Annotated in this window: 23 protein-coding genes; 14 read left to right on the plus strand and 9 right to left on the minus strand. The window is 62.8% G+C overall.

Translation table 11 applies throughout. From position 1 onward, the window contains the following. Positions 1-83 precede the first annotated feature (83 nt). From NP503_RS04425 to NP503_RS04450, 6 genes are all read left to right on the plus strand, one after another. Positions 84-953: an outer membrane protein assembly factor BamD gene (locus NP503_RS04425; RefSeq protein WP_127269547.1), complete on the plus strand. Its 870-nt coding sequence runs from the start codon at positions 84-86 to the stop codon at positions 951-953. Positions 954-1,071: 118 nt separating this feature from the next. Further along, positions 1,072-2,745 carry a DNA repair protein RecN gene (recN, locus tag NP503_RS04430; protein WP_127269548.1) on the plus strand — a complete coding sequence of 558 codons (1,674 nt, stop codon included), beginning with the start codon at positions 1,072-1,074 and terminating at the stop codon, positions 2,743-2,745. Positions 2,746-2,856: 111 nt separating this feature from the next. Beyond that, positions 2,857-5,061 carry an NAD-dependent DNA ligase LigA gene (gene ligA / locus NP503_RS04435; RefSeq protein ID WP_127270946.1) on the plus strand — a complete coding sequence of 735 codons (2,205 nt, stop codon included), beginning with the start codon at positions 2,857-2,859 and terminating at the stop codon, positions 5,059-5,061. Beyond that, positions 5,061-5,753 (plus strand): DUF2461 domain-containing protein, encoded by a 693-nt coding sequence (locus NP503_RS04440; RefSeq protein WP_127270955.1) that lies wholly within the window; start codon positions 5,061-5,063, stop codon positions 5,751-5,753. Before ligA ends, NP503_RS04440 begins: the two co-directional genes overlap by 1 nt. A 111-nt stretch (positions 5,754-5,864) precedes the next feature. After that, positions 5,865-6,593 carry an AzlC family ABC transporter permease gene (locus NP503_RS04445; protein ID WP_127270948.1) on the plus strand — a complete coding sequence of 243 codons (729 nt, stop codon included), beginning with the start codon at positions 5,865-5,867 and terminating at the stop codon, positions 6,591-6,593. Continuing rightward, complete coding sequence (locus NP503_RS04450) at positions 6,590-6,886, plus strand: AzlD family protein (RefSeq protein WP_127270950.1); 297 nt, start codon at positions 6,590-6,592, stop codon at positions 6,884-6,886. The genes NP503_RS04445 and NP503_RS04450 overlap by 4 nt, the downstream gene beginning before the upstream one ends. 227 nt (positions 6,887-7,113) lie before the next feature. Here NP503_RS04450 and NP503_RS04455 read toward each other — a convergent pair whose 3' ends face one another. The 3 genes from NP503_RS04455 to NP503_RS04465 form a co-directional block, all read right to left on the minus strand. Continuing rightward, complete coding sequence (locus NP503_RS04455) at positions 7,114-8,958, minus strand: aminopeptidase P family protein (protein WP_127270952.1); 1,845 nt, start codon at positions 8,956-8,958, stop codon at positions 7,114-7,116. Between the two features lie 138 nt (positions 8,959-9,096). Further along, entirely contained in the window at positions 9,097-9,969 is an 873-nt protein-coding gene (locus NP503_RS04460; RefSeq protein ID WP_127269252.1) for a 50S ribosomal protein L11 methyltransferase, read from the minus strand. A gap of 65 nt (positions 9,970-10,034) precedes the next feature. Continuing rightward, a complete protein-coding gene (locus tag NP503_RS04465) occupies positions 10,035-10,613 on the minus strand; it encodes an SCO family protein (protein ID WP_127269253.1) in 579 nt (192 codons plus the stop codon). Between the two features lie 188 nt (positions 10,614-10,801). Here NP503_RS04465 and NP503_RS04470 point away from each other — a divergent pair, with 188 nt between their 5' ends. The 3 genes from NP503_RS04470 (at position 10,802) to NP503_RS04480 (ending at position 12,833) form a co-directional block, all read left to right on the plus strand. Next, a complete protein-coding gene (locus NP503_RS04470; RefSeq protein WP_127269254.1) occupies positions 10,802-11,320 on the plus strand; it encodes a CreA family protein in 519 nt (172 codons plus the stop codon). 142 nt (positions 11,321-11,462) lie between these two features. Then, on the plus strand, positions 11,463-12,104 hold the full coding sequence (locus NP503_RS04475; RefSeq protein ID WP_127269255.1) for a DapH/DapD/GlmU-related protein: 642 nt from the start codon (positions 11,463-11,465) through the stop codon (positions 12,102-12,104). A gap of 303 nt (positions 12,105-12,407) precedes the next feature. Further along, complete coding sequence (locus NP503_RS04480) at positions 12,408-12,833, plus strand: low affinity iron permease family protein (RefSeq protein ID WP_127269256.1); 426 nt, start codon at positions 12,408-12,410, stop codon at positions 12,831-12,833. 3 nt (positions 12,834-12,836) lie between these two features. On the opposite strand, the gene NP503_RS04485 is transcribed toward NP503_RS04480, so the two are convergent. Further along, on the minus strand, positions 12,837-13,703 hold the full coding sequence (locus NP503_RS04485; protein ID WP_127269257.1) for an SDR family NAD(P)-dependent oxidoreductase: 867 nt from the start codon (positions 13,701-13,703) through the stop codon (positions 12,837-12,839). 187 nt (positions 13,704-13,890) lie between these two features. Here NP503_RS04485 and NP503_RS04490 point away from each other — a divergent pair, with 187 nt between their 5' ends. Beyond that, positions 13,891-14,175 carry a hypothetical protein gene (locus NP503_RS04490; protein WP_127267984.1) on the plus strand — a complete coding sequence of 95 codons (285 nt, stop codon included), beginning with the start codon at positions 13,891-13,893 and terminating at the stop codon, positions 14,173-14,175. Positions 14,176-14,436: 261 nt separating this feature from the next. After that, the gene (locus NP503_RS04495; protein ID WP_127267983.1) at positions 14,437-14,835 is read left to right on the plus strand and encodes an SH3 domain-containing protein; all 399 of its coding nucleotides are present in this window, start codon (positions 14,437-14,439) and stop codon (positions 14,833-14,835) included. 85 nt (positions 14,836-14,920) lie between these two features. Here NP503_RS04495 and NP503_RS04500 read toward each other — a convergent pair whose 3' ends face one another. Further along, a complete protein-coding gene (locus NP503_RS04500) occupies positions 14,921-16,393 on the minus strand; it encodes an MATE family efflux transporter (RefSeq protein WP_127267982.1) in 1,473 nt (490 codons plus the stop codon). A 170-nt stretch (positions 16,394-16,563) separates the two neighbouring features. On the opposite strand from NP503_RS04500, the gene NP503_RS04505 reads away from it, so the two are divergent. Further along, positions 16,564-17,349, plus strand: a complete 786-nt coding sequence (locus tag NP503_RS04505; RefSeq protein ID WP_127267981.1) for a L,D-transpeptidase — start codon at positions 16,564-16,566, stop codon at positions 17,347-17,349. Positions 17,350-17,488: 139 nt separating this feature from the next. On the opposite strand, the gene NP503_RS04510 is transcribed toward NP503_RS04505, so the two are convergent. The 3 genes from NP503_RS04510 to NP503_RS04520 form a co-directional block, all read right to left on the minus strand. Then, positions 17,489-17,668: a hypothetical protein gene (locus NP503_RS04510; protein WP_127267980.1), complete on the minus strand. Its 180-nt coding sequence runs from the start codon at positions 17,666-17,668 to the stop codon at positions 17,489-17,491. Further along, a complete protein-coding gene (locus NP503_RS04515) occupies positions 17,665-17,868 on the minus strand; it encodes a hypothetical protein (RefSeq protein WP_127267979.1) in 204 nt (67 codons plus the stop codon). Before NP503_RS04515 ends, NP503_RS04510 begins: the two co-directional genes overlap by 4 nt. Before the next feature lie 127 nt (positions 17,869-17,995). Further along, entirely contained in the window at positions 17,996-18,742 is a 747-nt protein-coding gene (locus NP503_RS04520; protein ID WP_164748915.1) for a helix-turn-helix transcriptional regulator, read from the minus strand. A gap of 282 nt (positions 18,743-19,024) precedes the next feature. Here NP503_RS04520 and NP503_RS04525 point away from each other — a divergent pair, with 282 nt between their 5' ends. Beyond that, on the plus strand, positions 19,025-19,759 hold the full coding sequence (locus tag NP503_RS04525; protein WP_127272720.1) for a hypothetical protein: 735 nt from the start codon (positions 19,025-19,027) through the stop codon (positions 19,757-19,759). A 98-nt stretch (positions 19,760-19,857) separates the two neighbouring features. On the opposite strand, the gene NP503_RS04530 is transcribed toward NP503_RS04525, so the two are convergent. Next, entirely contained in the window at positions 19,858-21,342 is a 1,485-nt protein-coding gene (locus NP503_RS04530; protein ID WP_127267976.1) for an esterase-like activity of phytase family protein, read from the minus strand. A gap of 242 nt (positions 21,343-21,584) precedes the next feature. Between NP503_RS04530 and NP503_RS04535 the strand changes: the two genes are divergently transcribed. After that, on the plus strand, positions 21,585-23,996 hold the full coding sequence (locus tag NP503_RS04535; RefSeq protein WP_127328265.1) for an FAD-dependent oxidoreductase: 2,412 nt from the start codon (positions 21,585-21,587) through the stop codon (positions 23,994-23,996). Positions 23,997-24,008: the final 12 nt, after the last annotated feature.

Consider the following 24,008-nt stretch of genomic DNA (forward strand, 5'->3'; position numbering starts at 1 on the left):
ATGTCATTCAAAAGTGGGGACCAGTTTTGAAACAATGGCGTGCAACTGGCATTGAAATAGCGCCGAAAGGGCGAGATCCAATCATGTTCTTCAAGCGAGTTGGTCAATTGAAAGCACCGCAGAGGGCTGTTTTCCTGGCGCTTTCAGTAGTTGTTCCATCGCTCTTTCTGTCGGCCTGCATGTCGTCGGAGAAAGATATCGACCTGTCGACCTATGTCGAGCAGACCGAGCCGGCCGATGTTCTCTACAATCAGGGCCTTGCCAATCTCAATGCCGGGCGCCTGCAGGAGGCGAGCCGGAAGTTCGACGCCGTCGACCGTCAGCATCCCTATTCGGAATGGGCCCGCAAATCGATGGTGATGGGCGCTTTCGCCGACTATCGCCAGGGCAATTACGATGAGGCGATCGGCTCGGCCAAGCGCTATCTCACGCTTTACCCGTCGACCGATGACGCCGCCTATGCGCAGTACATCATCGGCTTGAGCTACTACCGTCAGATCAAGGACGTGACGCAGGACCAGAAGGAAGCGCGCCAGACCGTCCAGACGATGCAGGATCTGGTCACGCGCTGGCCAACATCGGAATATGTCGAAGACGCCAAGGAAAAGATCCGCTTCGCCAACGACCAGTTGGCCGGCAAGGAAATGCAGATCGGCCGTTACTATCTTGAGCGGCGTGAATACATCGCTGCCGTGAAGCGCTTCCGCACCGTGGTCGAGAACTATTCCAACACCCGCCATGTCGAGGAGGCGCTCGCCCGCTTGACCGAAAGCTATTACGCGATGGGTCTGACCTCGGAGGCACAAACCGCCGCCGCCGTGCTCGGCACCAACTACCCCGACAGCCCATGGTACAAGGATTCCTACAAGCTCTTGCAGAGCAATGGGCTTGCACCGCGCGAGAATGCCGGGTCGTGGATATCCAAAGCCGGGAAGATGATCACCGGCGCCTGACGTATGAGCATCGACTGAAGCGCCACAGCGCTTTTCGGATTGATCCGGTGCTCAAACAAAAAGATAGTGCGGCGCTGCGACTGCAAATGGTCGCGTGCCGTTCTAGATTCGGGTTCTGATGCTTTCCAGACTGTCGATCCGCGATATCGTCCTGATCGAGAAGCTGGATATAGACTTCCAGCCGGGTCTTTCGGTACTGACCGGCGAAACCGGTGCCGGCAAATCCATCCTGCTCGACGCCCTTTCGCTGGCGCTCGGTGCGCGCGGCGATGCTTCGCTGGTGCGCCATGGCGCGGCGCAAGGCCAGGTCATCGCCGTCTTCGACGTGCCGCGCAATCATCCGGCGCGTACGCTGCTTGCCGACAATGCGATCGAGGACGACGGCGACATCATCCTGCGCCGCCTGCAGACGGCGGACGGCCGCACCCGTGTCTTCGTCAACGATCAGCCTTCGAGCGTCACGCTGATGCGCGATGTCGGGCGCGCGCTGGTCGAGATCCACGGCCAGCATGACGAGCGCGCGCTGGTCGATCCCGGAGCACACCGCGAGGTGCTCGACGCTTTCGGGGGCCATCTCGGCGCCGTCCGCTCGACCGCCGAGGCATGGCGGCACTGGCGCGCCTGCGAGCAGGAGCTGTCGCGCCACCGCATCAAGGTGGCGGCGGCCGCGCGCGAGGCCGACTATCTGCGCGCGGCGGTGGCGGAATTGACCAAGCTCGATCCGCAGCCGGGCGAGGAGACCGACCTTGCCGAACTGCGCGCATCGATGATGCGGGCCGAAAAGATCGCTTCCGAAATCCATGACGCGCAGGATGTGCTGTCGGGCCCATCTTCGCCCCTGCCGCAACTGGCCAGCCTGTTGCGGCGGCTGCAGCGCAAGGTGTCGGAGGCGCCCGGCCTGCTCGACGATGTCGTCAAATCGCTCGACGAGGCGATGCTGTCGCTCGACGCGGCGCAATCGGGCGTCGAGGCAGCACTGCGCGCCACCGAATATGATCCGCAGCGGCTGGAGAAAGCGGAGGAGCGGCTGTTTTCGCTGCGCGCCGCCTCGCGCAAGCACAGCGTCGCCGTCGACGATCTAGCGCAGCTGCGCGACACGATGTCGGCCGATCTCGCCGATCTCGATGCCGGCGAGGAGCGCCTGCATGGGCTGGAAAAGCAGGCCACCGCCGCGCGCGAGACCTACGACATTGCCGCCGCGCAGCTGTCCTCGCTGCGTCATGCGGCGGCGGTCGGCCTGACCAAGGCCGTGATGGCCGAACTGCCGGCCCTGAAGCTCGAACGCGCCGCCTTTATCGTGGAAATGAAGAGCGAGGCCGAGAGCCGCATGGAAGAGGGGATCGACCAGATCGAGTTCTGGGTGCGCACCAATCCAGGCACGCGGCCCGGGCCGATGATGAAAGTGGCCTCCGGCGGCGAGCTTTCGCGCTTCCTTCTGGCGCTGAAGGTGGCGCTGGCCGACCGCGGTTCGGCGCCGACGCTGGTGTTCGATGAAATCGACACCGGCGTGGGCGGTGCTGTCGCCGACGCCATCGGCCAGCGGCTGGCGCGACTGTCGAAACGCGTCCAGGTGCTGTCGGTGACGCACGCACCGCAGGTGGCGGCACGCGCGGCGACGCATTTCCTGATCTCCAAATCAGGCACCACCGACCGTGTCGCCACAGGCATCGCCGAGATGGACCGGCCGGCGCGGCAGGAAGAGATCGCGCGCATGCTGGCCGGCGCCACCATCACCGATGAAGCGCGCGCGGCCGCCGAACGGTTGCTGCGCGAGAACACCACAGCTGCATAAGAACGGCTGATGTCAGGGATCGAGTCAGGATATGGCTCCATCCTGCTGTTCAGGAATGATTTTCTTGAAATGCTGATCTATTGTGTAGCGCCACCGTTCGGGGAAGAAAGCATGTCCGAAAAACCAGTTGATGCCCTGACCGAAAGCGAGGCCGAAGCCGAGCTGAAGCGGCTGGCGGAAGAGATCGCCGAGCACGACCGGCGCTACCATACCGAAGATGCGCCTGTTATCACCGATGCGGAGTATGATGCGCTCGCACGGCGCAACCTTGCCATCGAGGAGCGCTTTCCGGCGCTGGTGCGCGAGGATTCGCCATCGCTCAGGGTCGGAGCCGCTCCGGCGGAAGGCTTTACCAAGGTGCGCCATGCCGTGCCGATGCTCAGCCTTGCCAAGGCCTATACCGACGATGACGTCACGGATTTCATCGAACGCGGGCGGCGGTTCTTCGATCGCGACAAGGAGCTCGACATCGCCTTCACAGCCGAACCGAAGATCGACGGGCTGTCGGCTTCGCTGCGTTACGAAAACGGTGTGTTCGTGCAGGGCGCGACGCGTGGCAACGGCGCCGTTGGCGAAGACATCACCGCCAATTTGAAGACGATCGCCGATATTCCAGCGAAGCTGAAAGGCTCGGGCTGGCCCGAAATCATCGAGATCCGCGGTGAGGTCTACATGACCTATGCGGAATTCGAGGCGCTGAAGCAGCGATCGGCTGCGGCCGGCGGCCAGGACTACGTCAATCCGCGCAATACGGCGGCCGGATCGCTGCGCCAGAAGGATCCATCCGTCACCGCCAGCCGCAACCTCAAATTCTTCGCCTATGCCTGGGGTTACACGACGGCTGATCCCGCTCCGACCCAATATGATTCGGTGCAGAAATTCGCCGAGTGGGGGTTCAAGATCAGTCCGCTGATGGTGCGGGCGAAATCGGCCGAGGAGCTGATCGCGCATTATCATCGGATCGAGGAGCAGCGCTCGGCGCTCGGCTACGATATCGACGGCGTCGTCTACAAGGTCGACCAGCTGGAGTTGCAGCGCCGCTGGGGTTTCGTCACCGGCGAACCGCGCTGGGCGGTCGCGCATAAATTTCCGGCCGAACAGGCGATGACGACCGTGCAGAAGATCGACATCCAGGTCGGCCGTACCGGTACGCTGGCGCCGGTTGCGCGGCTGGCGCCGGTCACTGTCGGCGGCGTCGTGGTCGAGAACGTCACGCTGCACAATGAGGACTACATCAAGGGCCTGGACTCGACCGGCGAGCCGATCCGCGACGGCATCGATGTGCGCATCGGCGATACGGTCGTGATCCAGCGGGCAGGCGATGTCATTCCGCAGATCGTCAGCGTCGTCATCGACAAGCGGCCTGCTGATGCGGTGCCTTACGAGTTCCCTCACACTTGCCCGATCTGCGGCTCGCCGGCGACGCGCGAGATCAACGAAAAGACCGGCAAGGAAGATTCCCGCCGGCGCTGCACCGGCGAACTGATCTGCCCGGCGCAGGCGGTGGAAGGATTGCGCCACTTCGTGTCACGCGGCGCCCTGGACATCGAAGGCCTCGGCGCGGAGAACATAGACACGTTCTTCAATGCGGGATTGATCAAGACCGCCGCCGATATCTTCACGCTCAGGGATCGCCGTCCGGCCGTCACCAGGGCGCTGGCCGAACGCCGCGAGGAGCAGGCAAGGCAGCGCGAGGCCGCATCGGGCAAGACGCGCAAGAATGTGCGCAGCGTCGAGGATCGCAACTATGAGGGCCTCGACAAGCTGTTCGCCGCCATCGACTCGCGCCGCGAGCCGGAGCTCGACCGTTTCATATTCGCGCTCGGCATCCGCCATATCGGCGAAACGACGGCCGCCGTGCTTGCCCGCACCTTCTCGACCATCGAGGAGATGATCCGGGTCGGCAAGGAGACAGCGGCAGCGGAGGATCCACACACGGTTTTCCCCTCGGTCAACGGCATCGGCGATACCGTGATCGATGCGTTGCGCGACTTCTTCGGCAATGAGCGCAATGACGACGTGCTTGACGCGTTGCTCCGCCAAGTCAAGCCGAAGCCGTATATCGTCAACGTCTCGGCCGACAGCGAGGTCGCCGGCAAGACGGTCGTGTTCACGGGCTCGCTGGAGAAGATGACACGCTCCGAAGCCAAGGCGATGGCGGAGCGCCTGGGCGCCAAGGTCGCGGGCTCGGTTTCGGCAAAGACGGATCTGGTGGTCGCCGGGCCGGGTGCCGGCTCCAAGCTCAAGCTCGCCAGCGAACTCGGCATCGAGGTGATCGACGAGGATGGCTGGCTGGTACGGATCGGCAAGGCGTGATGGAAGGCGCATTCAAGGGTTTCGGCCCGAAAGCCATTCCGTTCCTGAAGGCGCTGGATTTCCACCAGAGCCGAGAGTGGTTTTTGGAGAACCGTGACCTGTTCGAACAGGAATTGCGCGATCCGCTCAGTGATCTCGTGGACACGCTGACCGAACGCTTCCAAGAGGCCGGGCTCGGCCTGCGCGGTGATCGCAAGAAGTCGCTGTTCCGCATCAATCGCGACGTGCGCTTCGCCAAAGACAAGCGGCCCTACAACAGGCATTTGTCGGCCATCCTGTCGCCCGACGGCACCAAGATGGAGCAGGGTGTGTTCTACGTGCATATCGGGCTTGAGCGCTGTTTTGCCGACATTGCCTGGTGGCAGCCGGAACCGGCGCTGCTGCTGGCGATGCGCAAAGCCATCGCGACAAAGCCGGACAATTTTCGCGGCCTGGTGGCGGCGTTGAAGAAGAACCGGCTTGAACTCGAGACCGAAGGCCGTATGAAGCGTACGCCATGCGGCTTCGAGGAAATCAGTGATCCCGATCTGGTCGCCGCCATCCGCCACCGGCATTTCTATGTCCAGCATGTCATCGATCCGGCGGGAATCCATACGGCTGATCTGGTCGACGAACTCGTCGATTTCACCTTGCGCGCCAAGCCGCTGCTCGACTGGGGCAGGGCGATCGAGGGCAAGGGTTCGCTTGACTAGCCTCCGGCTCCGGTAACCCGACGATCATTTCCGCTGATCGTTTGGCTCAAGCGAATTCGTGTGACAAGGCAGGCAGCGCTTCCTACATCAGGCCCTGATCAAGGAGAGGCCATGTCGGCGCAAGCAATTTCCGAGAGCGGCGATAGAAGCGATTTCTGGCAGGGCGTGCGGCTGTCGATGCCTGTCGTGGTGGCGTCGGCGCCGTTTGCGGTGCTGTTCGGCGCGCTCGCCGTCGACAATGGCTTCTCGGTCCTGGAAGCCTTCCTGATGAGCGCGCTGGTCTATGGCGGCGCCAGCCAGATGGTCGGCATCCAGCTGTTCGGCCAGCATGTGGCGCCGTGGCTGATCGTGCTGTCGATCTTCGCCGTCAATTTCCGCCACGTGCTCTATTCCGCAGGCATCGGCCGGCGCATCGCGCACTGGCCTGTCATCCAGCAGGCACTTGGTTATTTCATCCTCACCGATCCGCAATTCGCGGTAGCCGAAGCGCGGGCGCAATCGGGCCAGACGGTCGGCTTTGCCTGGTATCTGGGACTTGGCCTGCCGGTCTATCTGTTCTGGATCGTCGAGAGCGCGCTTGGCGCGATGTTCGGCAAGCTGATCCCCGACACGCATGTGCTCGGCATCGATTTCCTGCTGCCGATCTATTTCCTCGGTCTCGTGCTGGGCTTCCGCAAGCGGCCGCTGTGGCTACCGGTGGTCATCGCCAGCGCCGCCGCCTCGATCATCGCCTATAAGACCGTGGGCTCGCCCTGGCATGTCTCGATCGGCGCTGTTGCCGGTGTGCTGCTGGCGGTCATCCTGCCTCCCCATCACAGCGGCGTAAAGGCGCGGCCATGAGCACGACCTTCTGGATCATCATCGCCGGCGCGGTCGCCACCTATCTGACGCGCATCGGCGGGCATCTGGTCATCTCCCGCTTCGAAACAATCCATCCGCGCGTCGAGGCTGGTCTCAACGCCGTGCCGGCGGCGGTGCTGACGACGCTGGTGGCGCCGGAACTGTTGAATGCCGGGCCGGCGGAATGGGCCGCACTGGTGGTCACCGCCGTGGTTTCGCTGCGCGGTGGGTTGATGGCGATGTTTCTGGCCGGCGCGGCCGTTCTGATTTTGGCGCGGCAATTTGTGGGCTAGGGTCTGGGCGCGATCGACTTGAACCGTTAGCGCTGCCCCTCATCTGCCTGCCGGCATCTTCTCCCCGTATAGGGACGGGGAGAAGGGATTTGTCTCAACCTCGGCGCTTTTCTGCAACGTTGGTGGTTGGCGAAATCGTCGATGACGGCATCCTTCTCCCCGTCACTATACGGGGAGAAGTGCCCGGCAGGGCGATGAGGGGCGGCGCCGACCTTCCAAGACTGATTTCAAATCTTCGCGTCGTGCGGCAGCGGGGCGGTGGCCTTTTCCAGCCAGGCCAGCGTTTCGCCGTCGAGCATCGGGCCGATCTCGGCCAGCACGCGCGCATGGTACGAGTCCAGCCAGTGCAACTCGTCGCGCGTCAGGAGGTCCGACTGCACCAGCCTGGTATCGATCGGCGCCAGCGTCAGCGTCTCGAAGCCGTGCATGGCGATGTCTCCGCCCTCGATCTCTTGCGCCGGTGTCACCAGGATCAGGTTCTCGATGCGGATGCCGTAGGCGCCTTCCTTGTAGTAGCCCGGCTCGTTGGACAGCATCATGCCTTCGAGCAGCTTTTCGGTGCCGGTGCGGGCGATACGCTGCGGCCCTTCATGCACCGCCAGATATGAGCCGACGCCATGGCCGGTGCCGTGGGCGAAGTCGCAGCCGTGCTTCCACAGCGCCATGCGCGCGACGGCATCGATTTCCGAACCGCGCGTGCCGGCGGGAAAGCGCAGCGTGGAAATGCCGATCATGCCTTTCAGCACCAGGGTGAAGCGTTCGCGCATCTCCTGCGTCGGCTGGCCGATAGGCACGGTGCGCGTGATGTCGGTGGTGCCGTCCTGATACTGCGCACCGGAGTCGAGCAGGAACAACTCGCCGGCCTGCAGCTTGCGGCTGGTGGCGCGCGACACGCGGTAATGCATGATGGCGCCGTTCGGACCGGCGCCCGAAATGGTGTCGAAGGAGACATCGCGCAGCGGCATCTGCGTTTCCTCGCCGGTCTGCCGTCGCGTCTCCTCCAGCCGGGTGACCACCGATATCTCATCGAGCGATCCGGGTTTTTGCCGCTCCAGCCAGCACAGAAGCTTCGCCACGGCCGCACCGTCACGCCGATGCGCGGCGCGCGAGCCGTTGATCTCGGCCTGGTTCTTGGTGGCGCGCGGGATGCGGGCGGGGTCTGCTGCTGCAACGACGGCGCCGCCATTGGCCTCGACCAGCATGCGCAGCCGGTCGGCCGCCAGCACCGGGTCGAGCGCGATTTTCGCGCCACTCTTGGCAAGGGCGACGATCGCGGCTTGGAATTCGCCGGGCCCATGCGGCTCGGCGAGCTGGGTGAGATAGGCCGCGACCTGGCGCGAGAATTTGCGCTTATCCATGAAAAGCTGGTGCGACCCATCGGCGGCAAGAATGGCGAAGCCGAGCGCCAGCGGCGTGTGCGGCACGTCGCCGCCGCGGATGTTGAAGGCCCAGGCGATGGAGGAGGGGTCGGTCAGCACCGCATGGGTGGCGCCGTCCTTTGCGATCGCCGCCGCCAACCGCGCGAGCTTGTCCTTGGCGAGCTCGCCGGCAAAGCCGATCGGGTGAAGTTCGACCGGGGCCACCGGCGCGTCGGGCTGATCCTTCCAGATGATGTCAATCGGGTTCTTGTCGAGCGGCACCAGCACGGCGCCTGATTTGTCGGCCGAGGCCTGCAGCGCCTTGACCTCGCTGATCGTGTGCAGCCATGGATCGAAGCCGAGCCGTGCGCCCTTGCCAAGATTGTCTTTCAGCCAGACAGCCGGCGGATTGTCGACCAGGCTTTCGATCGAAAAGACGTCCAGGTCGACCTCGCTGCGCACCTGCAGCGTGTAGCGCCCATCGACAAAGACGAAGGCGCGGTCGCGCAGGACGATGGCGACGCCGGCCGAGCCGCTGAATCCGGTCAGCCATTTCAGCCGCGCCGAGCGGTCGGCGACATACTCGCCCTGATGCTCGTCGGCACGCGGCACGATGAAGCCGTCCAGCCCGTTGGCTTCAAGCCATTGGCGCAGGAGCGCCACGCGCGGTTTGCCGACGGCCGGGTCGCCGGCGGAATCGAAGGTCTGGAACATTGTGGGCCTCCTGCGGTCAGCGCAACCGTAGCGTACGGTCACGGAAATCGGAATCGATTTCCGGCTGCGCGCAACCTGCTACAGCATCGCTTGACTGACAACCGGCGGAACTTGGTCCAAGCTCGGTCGGTCCCGGGCTCAATGCTTGAGGTGGATCGTCACCCAGCCCTCGCGGTGCAAGGTTCTGACGTGGCGAAAATTCTGGCCGACATAGGCCGAGATGACGGCGTCGCGCTGGCGGTCGAGGATGCCTGACAGCACGATCGAGCCGCCGAGCGCGATGTGGCCAGCCATTTGCGGCGCCAGCCGCATCAGCGGCCGTGCCAATATGTTGGCGACGATGAGATCGAAGGGCGCGCGCTTGCCGAAGACCGGGTGGTGAAAGCCCGGCGCGGTCACCGTTTCCACCAGTGCCTTGACGTGATTGAGCCGCGCATTGGCGGCAGCCACCCGCACCGCCACCGGATCGATGTCGGTGGCCAGCACAGGAATATGCGCCAGCTTGGCGACTGCAATCGCCAGCACCGCGCTGCCGGTGCCGAGGTCGAGCGCATTGCGCGGATGCTCGCGCCGAACCACTCTTTCAAGCATTTCCAGGCAGCCGGCGGTGGTGCCGTGGTGGCCGGTGCCGAAGGCAAGGCCAGCCTCGATCTCGATGGCGATCTCGCCGCTGTGGCGCTTGCGGCGGTCATGCGCGCCGTGGACGAAGAAACGTCCGGCACGCACCGGCTTCAGCTCTTCCAGCGAATGCGCCACCCAGTCGATGTCGGGCAGGGCCTCGCGCTCGATCGGCTTCGACAGGGAAAGGCCGGCAAGGATGTCGTTCAAGCGGGTCTCGACCGCATCGACGTCGCCATCGGCATAGAGCGACACTTCGTGGATGTCCTTGTCCTCGTCGACCTCCAGGACGGCGATCGGCAGCCCTTCTTCCTCGAAGGCTGCCTCAAGCGCCGCGAAAATGCTGACGGACTCGGTCTTTCCGGTGGTGAAGTAAAGGCGCGTCTGGGTCATGAAATCTGTTTCTTTTTGAGCATGATCTTGCCCGAAAACCGGTTCCCACTTTTCGGGATCAAGCTCTAGCCTTTCGCCGCCAGCCGCTTCAGCTTGGCGATGGCCGTATCGGCGCTTTCACCGTAGGCGATGGTGCCGGCAAAGTCGCCATTGGCGTTGAGCAGCAGCACCGAGGCGGTGTGGTCCATCGTGTAGTCGCCGTCGCCGGTGTCGACCTTCTTCCAGTAGATGCCGAACGACTTGGCCATGGCGTGGACCTTGTCGGGATCGCCCGTGATGCCGATGATGCGGTCGGAGAAATTGCTGACATAGGCGTTCATCACTTCCGGCGTGTCGCGCTCGGGATCGACCGATACGAAATAGGCGTGCAGGTTCTTGCCGTCGTCGCCGAGCGTCTTCAGCCAGCCGGCCAGTTCGAACAGCGTGGTCGGGCAGACCTCGGGGCAATGGGTGAAGCCGAAGAAGACGACGCTGGGCTGACCCCTGAAGGCAGCCTCGGTGATCGGCGCGCCTTTCTGGTCGACCAGGGTGAAGGCAGCGCCGAAGGGCTCGCCGCCATAATGGCCGCGATACCAGTCGAAAGTCAGCCAGCCGATACCGGCGGCCATCAGGACGAGAATGCCGACCAGGATAGAACGCATCATCAGAAAAGTCCGTCTGCAGAAATCGCCGCGCCGGCTCAATGCCGCGCCTGTGCGACAGTCTTAGCGGTTCGGCCTCGCACAGGCAAAGTGCCGCGTTGCCGCAACCGCAGTGGTGTCGACCTATCTGCTTGCAAAGCCGGGCTGCTCGCCCCACCTGTGACCGGCAACTCGAACCGCAGGAGGCTCCCTTGCCACGACTGATTGGGCACGGACTGATTGGGCGAAAACTGATCGGCGGCGCGTTGGCCGCGTGTGTTGTCGTTGGCGCCGGTGCCGCAGTCGCCGAGGAAGTCGGCAAGGTCGGCGTCGACTGGCTCGGCAATGACATCATCGTCGAAGCGATCAAGGATCCGAAAGTGGAAGGCGTGACCTGCCACGTCTCCTATTTCGATCGCGGCATCATCGATCGCCTGCACAAGGGCAACTGGTTCGAGGATCCGTCCGATTCCTCCATCTCCTGCCGCCAGACCGGCCCGATCACGATCGGCGACATCGACATGAGCGAGGGCGGCGAGGAGGTGTTCAAGCAAGGCATCAGCCTGATCTGGAAGAAGCAGGTGGTGAACCGCATCTACGACAAGCCCAATGAGACGCTGATCTATCTCTCGCATTCGCGCCAGGTGCAGAACGGCTCGGCCAAAATGTCGGTCACCACCGTGCCGCTCTACGGCCAGAACGTGGTGTGGAGCAAAGGCAAGCCGCAATAGGCTGCTTAGTTCCTTCGGGAGCCGGACGGACGAATGGTCCCGCTTGCGGGACCATTCGCTCGGCGAATCCTTGCTGGGAGACGATCTGAGGGACGATTGGTTCCGCTTGCGGGACCAATCGCCTAGGCGTAAAGCCGCCGGCATGGAGCGTTCCGAAAACCTCGTCCCGAAAGACCCCGAGCCGCGTATCCATCCGACCGCGGAGCTGAAGACGTGCAAGCTCGGCCGCTATGCCTCGATCGGCGAGCGGGTGGTGCTGCGCGAGGTGAATGTCGGCGACTTCTCTTATTTTGAACGCCACTGTGAAGCGATCTACACGACGATCGGGAAATTCTGCTCGATCGCCGCCAACAGCCGTATCAATGCGCTGGAGCATCCCATAGAGCGGCTGACCCAGCATAAGCTCAGCTACCGGCCGAACGAGTATTTTCGCTGGCTGGGCGTCGATGCCGCCTTCCGCGAGCGGCGGCAGGCGAAAGCCGTGACCATCGGCCATGATGTCTGGATCGGCCACGGCGCGGTGATCATGCCTGGGATCGCCATCGGCAACGGTGCCGTCATCGGCGCCAACGCCGTGGTGACGCGTGACGTGCCGTCCTATGCGATCGTCGCCGGCGTGCCGGCGAAGGCTCTCCGGCCACGCTTCACTCCGGATATCGCGGCGCGGATCGAAGCTCTCGCCTGGTGGGACTGGCCGGTCGAAAAGCTGGCCAGAGCGGTTCCCGACATGCAGGCCATGCCGATCGAAACGTTCCTCGATCGCTGGGAAAACGACGCCGTCTGACCAGTTCAAGTGCGTAGCGTTGAGACGGAGTCGGGCGACGCGCTTCAAGGCCCGCCGGACTGAAACCCCTTCCGCCATGCGGGGGTGGCGCAGCGGAAGGGGCTGGAGGTAAACCGCTGTGAAGCGGAAGGAACAGGCACTCTTGCCTGCAGGATCACTGTGGCATTGAACCCATAAGGTGTGTTTTCCTGACTATTCTCCCTACGCGTGTATTCAATTGCAGCTGGGTATTTGTCTGCCTCGGGAACCTGAAACGGTCGCTGGTTGTTTCTCATCGCGCCGCAGCGTCGAGGATTTCGATAGATGGAAAAACATTTCACAAAGGTCGCCAACTGGGTCGCCCGCATAGCCGGCCTGCCGCCGACATTCGCCGTCTGTTGCCTGATCGTCATCGTATGGGGGGTGAGCGGCCCGTTCTTCGGCTTTTCGGACACCTGGCAGCTCGTCATCAACACGGGCACGACCATCATCACTTTCCTGATGGTCTTCCTGATCCAGAACACTCAGAACCGCGATGGCGCGGCAATCCAGGCCAAGCTCGACGAACTGATCCGGGTCGGCAAGGGCCACAACCACTTCATCGGCATCGAACATCTGACCGAATCCGAAGTCGAGGAAATCCGCGCCAAATGCGAGCGTGCGGCAAAGCGGCATGACGAACAGATCGCCGACACGGCGGCGAAGAAGGCTGTGGCGAGGAAGCGCGGGTCGAAAAAGCAGGCGGCCTGAAAATCAGCCTTTCATGAACGCCGCGAAACTGTCCTTGTGGTCCGGGTGCCAGCGCGACAGGGCTGGGCGGTTCTCGATGATATCGCCGATCGCCCAGGCCATGCGCTTTTCATCCAGCGGGCGGGCCGCCTCATTGTCCGGGCACAGGATGTAGAAATCGCCTCTGGTCAGGGATTCCAGCATGAAATCCACAACCTGTTCGCCGGTCCAGGCGGCGGCCGGTTTTTCCGTCGCGCCCTCGGTCAGGCCGGTAAAGGTGAAGCCGGGGATCAGAAGATGGGCAGCGACATGGGCGCCGGGTTCGTTGCGCAACGCATGCGACAGGCCCTCGGTGAAGGTTTTCACCCCAGCCTTGGAGACATTGTAGGCAAGATTGCCGGGCGGCGTGGTGATGCCTTGCTTGGAGCCGGTGTTGACGATCAAACCCGGGCTGGCCGAGGCCAGCATGCGCGGCGCGAAGGCCTCGACGCCATGCACGACGCCCCAGAAATTGATGTCCAGCAGCCGCTTCCAGGCATCGCCGTTTTCCCATGGCTTTCCGGGATTGTCGCCGATACCGGCATTGTTCATCAGCAGCGACACGCCGCCGAAGGCGCCGAACGCCCTTTCGGCGAGGCGGTGTACCTCATCCGCCTTCGAAACGTCGGCGGCGACGGCAAGCACGGCATCGTCGCCGGCAATCGCGGAAACGGCGCGCGAGGCGTCGTCCAGCCGCGCGCCGCCAATATCGGCCAGCACGATCTTCATGCCCATCAGTGCAAGCCGCTTGGCGGCCGCCAGACCGATGCCGCTGGCGGCGCCGGTGATAACGGCGGCATTGCCTGGGGCAAGCGCGGGCAGGGCGGTCTGGATCTCGGCGTCGGTGATCATGGGCGATGGGTTCCTTGTTCGATGGCGCCGAACTTAGCGCCGGAACCGGCCGGCGCAAGCCTCTGCCCGCCTTGTCGGGTTGACCAGTTCGGTCGAGGCTGCGCATGTTGCCCTTTGCCTCCGCAAAAGAGATTTTGCCTTGGGGACAAAACAAACTTTAGCCTCGGGACAAACGGAGATTTCCTGATTGACGGACTGGGTTGCAATCCTGAAAGAACAGACCGCCATTGGCGACCAGATGGGCCGCGAGGTGCCGCAGATGCTGGCCAACCCCGACATCAGCGAAACGCAGGTGAGGACGCTCTTTTCCGCCCTGGAGAAACAAGCCGAGTTCGTCGAGAAGCTGCGTATGGCGCTGGAAAAGTTCGGCCATGATTTCTCGATCATCAAGGCCGCGGAACGGCTGGAGGAGCGCTATGCCGACCTTGCCGCATCGGTGGCGGAAAAACTGAAAGCGATGCGCCGTCGGTGAATGCCTCGACCCTGCCTTTGCCCATGGATCCACCTTTGCCCGCGGTGATTGTCGAAAGACAGTAAACGTCAGCGGGTGTTGAAGAGCAATAGGCGGCAACCGGGAAATTCCTCAACCATGTCCAAGAAAAATCCGGCATCAGTCCCGCTGGCCAGAACGGTTACGCCGCCCACCTGTTGACTTTTCTTGGCTTGGCCGCTCCCTCTTGCAGGGCAGTCTTGGCCGAAGCAGATGAACGGCCGGATTCGAATGGAGGGACTGATGAGATTGCGTTTTCTGCTTGTGTTCGCGACCATAATGGCCGCGGTCTTCGGGACGTCCGCCGCAGCCTTCGCTTACAGCGCCCACACCACGACCAATCTTAATGTCCGTAGCGGGCCGGGAGCGGGATATGCCAGGGTCGGAACGCTGCCCGGCGGCTTCAGGGTCAATGTCACCGGCTGCCAGCCGGGCTGGTGCAGAATCCATGGCGGCGGCGTGAGCGGCTGGGCCAGCTCCGGCTATCTCGAACGCTCCCAAATCGTTCGCCCGCCAATCATCATCGTGCGTCCGCCGCATCGGCCGCCACACTGGCACAAGCCGCACCGTCCTCCGCACCATCGGCCGCACAGGCCACGTCCCGGCAAGTGCAAGATCGCGCCCGGCTTCTCCTGCAAATAGGTTCATTTGCGCCGGGTCTGGCGTGACGGGCAGTGCGGCAAATCAATTGCGGCCCTGCCGCCATGTCCATGGCCTGACGGGTACTTCAGCCGTTCGGTGTTTCAGGCGAAAGATGCGCGCGTCCGCGTGGCACGCCAAGACCGGTGTCCGGCGGCTCGCCGGCTGCCGGTCTGTTCTCGATCATGTGCGTGGTGCGCCAGCGGCCGAAACGGTAGTAGGCCGCCGCCAGTACAAGCGAGCTGATCGAACCCACCGGGAAACTCCACCACAGCGCTTCCTCGCCGATCACGCCACGCATGAAATAGGCGAAGCCGGTGCGCACGACCAGCACCGAAATGACCAGGATGATCAACGGCGGCATCACGGCACCCGTGGCTCGTACGGTGGCAAACAGCACGATGGTTATGCCGAACAGAATGAACGACCACGAGGCGACATTGTTAATGTGGACGGCGATGTCGATCGCCGCGCTGTCGCTGCTCAGGAACAGGCTCAGCACCGAACGGTCGAAAACCGACAGCACTGCAACCAGTGCGCCGGTCAGGACCAGGTTGAAGCCGACACCGGAGGCGGCGATGCGGCCGATCCGGTCCCAGCGCCCGGCGCCGACATTTTGCGCCGCCATCGAGGACACCGCGGCGCCGATGGCGAGCGCCGGCATCTGGATATAGGTCCACAGCTGGGCGGCGATGCCGTAGGCGGCGGCGACCTGTGAGCCGTAGGAATTGACGATGCCCATCACCGTCAGTGCCGCCGCCGAAATGACGATCATCTGCAGACCCATCGGCACGCCCTTGACGACGACGATGCGAAGCAAGGTGGGATCGGGCCGCAGCAGGGCGAGGTTGGCGCCGGCCAGCCGCAGCGGATGCCTGCGCACATAGAGCACGATCAGGATGGCGATCACGCTTACCGTCTGGCCGATCAGCGTGGACGTGGCGGAGCCCGCGATGCCGAGTTCGGGAAACGGTCCGATGCCGCGGATGAGCAATTGGTTGAGCACGATGTCGAGGACGACGGCCAGAGCCATGAAGAAGAAGGGCGTGCGTGAATCGCCGGCACCGCGCAGCACGGTCATGACGAAGGACAGAAGGTTCATCATCGGCACGGCGACGAAGATGATGCGCAGATAGGAGCGGGCGAGCGGCAAGGCATCGGCCGGTGTGCCGAGCGTGTTGAGAATGGCGTCGACCCAGATCCAGCCGCAGACCGCGAGGATAACAGAAACGAGGAAGAAGAACGTCGCGCTGGTGCCGACGATGCGGCGCGCCTCGGGCAGGTCGCGGGCACCGACCGACTGGGCCACCAGGATGGTGGCCGCCATGCCGATGCCGAACACGGTGCCGAGGATCAGGAACAGGACGAGGTTGGCGTTGGAGGTGGCGGTCAACGCCGATTCGCCGAGGAAACGGCCGACCCAGACGGCGTTGATCGAACCGTTGAGCGACTGGAGCACGTTGGAGCCGAGCACCGGCAGGGCGAACAGCAGAAGCGTGCGCGGGATCGGGCCGCTGGTCAGGTCGCCGGTGCGCCGGCGCGGGGGATTTTTTTCGTCCATGGCGGGCAGCTCGGCGAAGGTTCGTTTCAAGTCGCGTGCGCGATGATTGCCGATTCAACGGGACAGGTCATGCCGTGATCTAATCATGTTCTCAAAGCTTCCGGAATGGGATATTGATCCTCGATGCGTGGGGCCGCATTCCTACAGTTCTTGGATAAGCCGGGGGGGTCATGTCCGATATTCCGCTATTTTTTGAGCGCCTGAACAGGCGCGCGTTCCTCGGTGCATCCGCCTTGGGTGCCCTGGCTCTTTCGGCGTGCACCACAACAGACATGGCGCCGCCGCCGCCGGTTGCAGCACCGCCGAGCGATCCGGCTTTCGGCGATGCCGCGAGCATGTATGCGGCGCGTGTCGACGAGGGCTATCAACTGCCGGCAATCCCGGTCGCCAAGGTCGATCCGAAGTTCGTGCGCCAGATCGTGACTGACCCGACCGGAGAGAAACCCGGCACGATTGTCGTCGATACGTCTGAGCACTTCCTCTATCTGGTGCGCGACGGCGGCACAGCTATCCGCTATGGCGTCAGCCTTGGCAAAGCCGGTTTCGGATGGACCGGCAGCGCCGTGGTCCAGGCGAGGAAGAAGTGGCCGGTCTGGACGCCGCCACCGGAAATGATCCAGCGCCGGCCGGAATTGGCGAAATACAAGGACGGCATGCCGCCCGGCCCGCAGAGCCCGCTGGGCGCCCGCGCGCTGTATCTGTTCCGCGATGGCAAGGACACGATGTACCGACTGCACGGCACGCCGGAGTGGGATTCCATCGGCAAGAACGCATCGTCGGGCTGTGTGCGCTTCATGAACCAGGACATCATTGACCTTTACAGCCGCGTCAACGGCCCCGCCCAGGTCTTCGTGCGTCCCAACCTGTCGGCTGCCGGCAAGATCATGGCCGTGTCGAGCAGAACCGCCGAGCCGATCGACGCGGGCGTGCCGAGGGACGCGGAGATGTTGCAGTAAGTCTGCACGAATTGTGGACTGCGGCGAAGCAGCTCACCATTCGACAAACACCGACGTGCGGTCAGTACACTACCCCTCCAAGACCGAACCTTTCCGAGGGAGGATAAGCTATCTTGCTCCAAAGAGCCGGCTGCATTCCTCAATGGGATGGAGGCGGAGAGATCAGCTTCGAGTTTGCAGCAGCATCGGCATCTCCGCTGTGCTCAAATGTCAGTCCGCTCGGGCCGATCTGCAGCCGGTATCCCGACATCGCGGCAATAACCACGAGGGTGATCACCGCGAGAACCATCATAAGTTTATTCGGATCCAGCTTGCTCATCTTGTGTCACCGTCAAGGGATTCGAACCACCAGGGAGTGCGCTGAACAAACGTTTCGTCTTCGGCCATATAGTTGTGATCGAACGCTCGAATGGCCGCGCTGAGAGCCTGTGAACGGCTCACTTTGAATCTTCGCGCGCTTTTCTCGATGAGCTCGATCTCGTGTGCCGAGAGCCGAAAGGATACGATTTTCTTCGTCATGCCTGAGACCATAGACTGTGTTGGTTAATCATTTCCTAATTTCGTATTACGCCGCCGTTAGCGCTTGAGAGAGCTCGTGGATGTCCCAGGTTTGATGATACCTCAATCCAGCTCAGCTAGATTGGAACTAAAAAGGTATCTCGTCGTCCAAAGGCTTCTTGTCGTTTTCGGTCGACGCGTCCGAGAGCGGCTTTGTTGGGACAAAGATGTCATTGGCCTTAGTCGTGATCCGGTCGCCCTGGCCGGAATGGGCTACAATCACGCGACAGATAGTGACCAGCTCGTACGGGGTCCGGCTGGAGATGAACATTTCACCGTGATCACCATCCCACGTCGGAACTTGAGTCCGGGCGGTGTAGGTGCCCGCATAAAAAGCGATTCCCCATCCTTCGAGTTGTCTGAGCTGCTCGCCTACCTCCACTGCCGCCTTCAATCTTTCCGACAGCGGAAATGACAGTCGCTGATGCGGCCGTTCCCAAGGCTGAGGCATAAGCGACTCGAGCTTCGTGATGACCGCTGACAGGGCCTCGATGTTCTCTGATGTCGGCTCAGCTTCGCACGAGATCGTTCCCTCATAGCTGTCACGCACAATATTCATCAACATCATGCCGGACCTGATCCGATTTAGTACCACAAGGCTCTTTGCGTCGAGATTGTCGATGTCTTCGTGGCGGGCGCCGTTGACGATAATGTTGGCGACAAGCACGCCCAGTGCAGCAGCCAGGCTCGACAGAGTCTCCATCTGCAGCCGTGTTCCTTGCTCGGCACGCTGGACGGTACGTCTGTCGACTCGGCTCATAGCGGCCAGCTTGTCCTGGGTCATGCCGGCCGCTTCCCGCAGTTCCCTGATTTTGGCGCCGTTCGACATCGTCATTTGCTTTTCCATGTCGCTACTATCTCATTCATCGAGCGACAGTGCTACGCCATGGTAGCGACAGGCGTGCCCATCGAGAAAGTCGCTTTGCGACAGCCTCACTGTGACGCAAGATTTCAGTGCGGCTTGTGCGCGACTCAATCAGGTCGCTTTGTCTGCACGCGGATTCTACGGGGCGTTCGGATGAACCTGCTATGTGTTGGCCGGTTGCTGCAACTCAAGCTATGAGAGGCAAGGCACGATGTGGTTATGCTAGTGCCGCAGATGGGGATGGGGACGGCTATGCCAATACGCAAGGTTTGGCGCGATTGGTTTGGCGAATTTCTAGGAAGCGTCGATGTGTTGGAACTCGACAAGATCGACTTGTGTGACGCTGAGCACGCTGAAAGAAAGTCTGCAGCGCTGGCACTCTTGGCTCGGCTGCTTTCCGAAACGCAGTCGGCATTAGTTCTAGTTGATGCTGGCAGAGATTTGGCATTTCGATCGACCTGCCGCTCAGCGATCGAATGCTCGGTGCATTTGTTTCTGGCTGAGACCGAGGACGGATACATCGATCTCTTGCGATCTGACGACGAGGTCAGTCGGCGATCACGTGCCAAGAAATTCATGGCGAACGGCAGAGGAAAGCTTGCAAAAGAAGCGGAAAAGCACTTGCAAGAGTTCTTGAGGAGAAGTGCCGGGGCAAAGGGGAGGTTCCAAATTTCCGACATACAGACGCCCTTTCCCAGGCAGACCCATGTCTACCGGGAAATATCCGCTGACGCGGCGCATGTGACCTGGACCTCGCTCGTTCGACATCTCCATGAAATTCGACCTGGTTGGATTGAGCTGAAGATCGAACCGTCGATCACCGAAAGCGAACTTGAGGAGGCGGCCTCGATCCTGGCGTTCTCTTTGCTGTCAGGAATGAAGTCTCTTCTGAATCTTGTTCCAGCGTTGGAAGATAAATTCGATCTAGAGACGGTTTTCGAGGCTTACAAGAAAATATACCTGAGTGGAAAACCAAAACTCGCGTAAAAGTAGGAGGCCCGCTCTACCGTTTCCGGGAGCGGGCCTTTTGGTTGATGGTGCCATCCAGGCGGACGCGCCAAGCGCGCCCGTCCGTGCAGTGGTCGTTACTTCTTGGCCAAACCCGGCAGCGTGACCTGATAGACTAGGAACATGGTGTCGACATTGGCGCCGTCTTCGGCCTTGTAGGGCGCGCCGACCTGAAAACCGTCCTGGGCGAGGAAGTCGTTGTCGTTGGCGACGAACAGGAAGTAGTCGTCGGGCAGCTTCGCATCGAGCACGCTGACCACCGACATCGCCTCCCACTTCTCGGACAGGTTATCCTGGTCATTGGGCGCGCCATTGTGCAGGCCGAAGCGGCCGAGCTCGGCACTGTCGTTGATGTCGATGAATGGCGTCAGCTTGGCCGGTGTCACCGATGGGTCGACGACGCCTTTGGGGGCGACCGGCCTGTCAGCGCCGTCGAAGGCGCCGCCGGCGATGTCGGTCGCGGTGGATAGGTCGACGACGTTGACCTGGCGATAGAGCGAGGCGTCGCCCTTCAGGCCCTGGCCGTTGCCGCTGTCGCGCGCCAGCATCAGGAAGCTCTTGTCGGAGAGTGCCACGATCTCGCTCTGCGCGGCGACCTTGGTCTTGCCCTTGGCATCCTTGAACACCGGCAGCGGCACGACATATTCGTGCGCCAATTTGAGATGGGCGAGGTCGGACGTGTCATAGACCAGCGCCCTGGTGTTCTGGCGGGTCGAGCCGGAATCGCCGCCGTCCTGCCTGGCCGCCGACTGCAGCACGGCGATCAGGAACTTGCCGTCGGGCGTCATCGCCATGCCTTCGAGGCCTTGATTGTTCTGGCGGCCGGTGTCGGGATCCTTCGGATCGGGCTCGGCGGCACCGGGTCCCGGATTGTCCGAGGCGAAGTTCGGCGTGCCGTGGCGCATCGGCACCAGCGCAGCCGGTGGCTGGGTTGCCGACAGCAGATGCCCGTCGGCGGAAAACCGATAGATGTTCGGGCCGTATTCGTCGGAGATGAACATCGAACCATCGGGCAGTCGCACGATCGCCTCGTTGTCGAGCGCCAGCTTGCCATTGTCGGCTTGCGGCAGGATCGGCATGTCGCCGCTTGCCGCGCGCACGCCGTTGAGCGGATCCAGGCCTGTGGCATCAGCCCCCTTGTCGTCGGTGAGAAGCATGGTGTCGGCGAGCGTTGCCTTGACGCCGGTCTGCTGCTGGCCGGCAGCAGGTGCCGCACCTGGTGCCACCGGGGTAAACTCGATGGCGACGGTGTTGAGGCGCGGCCGGTAGTCGGTGGTACCGACGACATTGTAGCCGCGATCCGGCAGCAGCCAGAGCGAACCTTTGTAGCCGGCGGCCTCATGCGTCCAGCCTGATGTGTCGATCGACATGCCCGAGCCCGAACCAAACGTCTCGCCGAACTTGTCGCGCTGAGCGGCCGGGATGCGGCCGACGCCGACCAGCCCTTTGTTGACAAAGCTCGTGCCGCCGACGGTCGCGGTGCTGTCGGCGAGCGCCGGCGTCAAGGCGGTGAACAAGGCCAGCGCGACGCCGAGCGACGCGGTTCGATACAGGTGTTTCATGGATAATCCTCTTTGTGACGGATGTGCCGGAGCGGCCGCGGGACGAAAAACTGAAAGAGGTGCGACATCGATGATGCCGCGCAAGCCTCCCCGAAACGCGGTCTACGGCGCGAACATGATGCTTGCGTGACAGCGCGCAGTGCATGCCGGCGGTCGACGAAAAACGATGCGCGCGCGGCACTGGACACTTATGTCCAGTGCATATATGATCCAGCCTTCGGACTAACCGTGGAGGGGAAGCCTTGAAGTCGCACTACCGCGCAGTCGTCATCGGGGGTGGCGTGGTCGGGGCCTCGGTGCTCTACCACCTGACGCGATTTGGCTGGAGCGATGTGGCGCTGATCGAGCGCGCCGAACTGACAGCCGGTTCGACCTGGCACGCGGCGGCAGGCTTCCATGCGCTCAACGCCGACCCCAACGTGGCGGCGCTGCAGGACTACACCATCAATCTCTACCGCGAGATCGCGGCCGAATCCGGCTGGGATATCGGCCTGCACATGACGGGCGGCGTCAACATCGCCAGCGATCCCGCGCGCTGGGAGTGGCTGAAATCGGCCTGGGCGGTGTTTCAGTCGGTCGGCATCGAGACCGCGCGCCTTGTCACGCCCGACGAGATCAAGGCGATCTGCCCGATCGTCGACGTCACCGGCGTGCTAGGCGGCCTGCATGATTCCAACGAGGGGCACCTCGACCCGTACGGCACGACGCACGCCTATGCCGGCGCTGCAAAAAAGCGCGGCGCCGACATCATCCTGCGCAACCGGGTGGTCGAGTTGAAGCCGCGCGCCGACGGTCGCTGGGATGTCGTCACGGAGCAGGGCACCATTATCGCCGAGCATGTCGTCAATGCCGGCGGGCTGTGGGCAAAGCAGCTCGGCCGCATGGCCGGCATCGACCTGCCGGTGACGCCGATGGAGCACCATTATTTCATCACTGAGGACATTCCCGAGATCGCGGCGCTGGACAGGGAAATCGGCATCGCCGTCGATCTCGACGGCTTTTCGTATCTCAGGCAGGAGCGCAAGGGCGTGCTGCTCGGCGTTTACGAGCAGAACCCGAAGCACTGGAACATGGATGGCGCGCCGTGGGACTACGGCATCGAGCTGATCCCGGAAGACATCGACCGCATCAGCCCCGAACTCGCCAAGGCGCATGAGCGCTTTCCTTGCCTGGCGACGGCCGGCATCCGCAAATGGGTCAACGGCGCCTTCACCTTCACGCCGGACGGCAATCCGATTGTCGGGCCGGTGCGCGGGCTGAGGAACTACTGGGTTGCCTGCGGCGTCATGGCCGGCTTCAGCCAGGGCGGCGGCGTCGGCAAGTCGCTGGCCGAGTGGATGATTTTCGGCGAACCGCAGGCCGACATCTTCGGCATGGACATCGCTCGCTACGGCGCCTTCGCCGCCAACCGGGAATATCTCAGGCAGACGACGCGCCAGTTCTATTCGCGCCGCTTCGTGATGACCTTTCCCAATGAACGACTGCCCGCCGGCCGGCCGCTGAAACGTCCGGGTGCCTATGACGGCATGAGCGCGGCGGGATGCGAATGGACGGCTTCCTGGGGACTGGAAATCCCGGCCTATTTCGCGCCGATGGAATTTGCCGAGAACACGACGCTGCGGCGCTCCAACGCCTTCGACATCGTCGGCGACGAGGCGCTGCAGGTGCGGCGCGCCGCCGGTCTCGTCGATATCTCGGCCTATTCGCGCTATGCGGTGGCGGGGCCAGGTGCGGAAGCCTGGCTCGACCGGCTGCTCGCCTGCAGGCTGCCGAAGCCGGGGCGGGCCGGCCTGGCGCCGATGCTCGGTCATGACGGACGGCTGAAGGGCGACCTCACCGTCTTCAACTGGGGCGGCGGCAGCTATTGGCTGATGGGCTCCTACTATCTCCGGGAATTCCACATGCGCTGGTTCGAGAGCCATGCGGCTGAAGGCGTCACCGTCGGCGACCTCTCCGACACGATGAGCGGCTTCCTGCTGACCGGGCCGAACGCGCGCAAAATACTGGAGCGAACGACGCATCAGGATGTGTCCGGCGCAGCGCTGCCGTTCATGGCCTGCGGCACATTCGACATCGGCATGGTGCAGGCACGTGTGGCGCGGCTGTCTATATCAGGCGAGCTCGGCTTCGAAATCAGTTGCCCCGTGACCATGCATGCCACTCTGCGCGACACGCTGCTGGGCGCTGGCGAGGATTTGGGCCTTGCCGAAATCGGCTACTATGCACTCAATGCGCTGCGGCTGGAGAAGAGCTTCGGCATCTGGTCGCGCGAATTCACGCAAGGCTATACGCCGGGCCAGACCGGTCTCGACCGCTTCATCGCTTTCGGCAAGAGCGACTTCATCGGCCGCGAAGCAGCGTCGAAACAGCGGGAGGCCGGCAGCGGCCAATGCCTGGTGACGCTGGAAATCGATGCGCTCGACGCCGATGCCAGCGGCTTCGAGCCGGTCTGGCATCAGGGCCGGCGTGTCGGCTTCGTCACCTCGGGCGGTTACGGTTATACGATCGGCAAGAGCCTGGCGCTGGCGCTGGTCGACCGCGATTTCGCGGGCGAGGGCACCGCGCTCTCCGTGCATGTCGTGGGGGAGGAACGGCCGGCGCATGTCGTCGCGGCCTCGCCCTATGATCCCCTGGGCAAGGCAATGCGGCAATGAGGAGGATTTCCG

This window comes from Mesorhizobium sp. SEMIA396 (genome assembly GCF_024518615.1).
Lineage (GTDB): Bacteria > Pseudomonadota > Alphaproteobacteria > Rhizobiales > Rhizobiaceae > Mesorhizobium.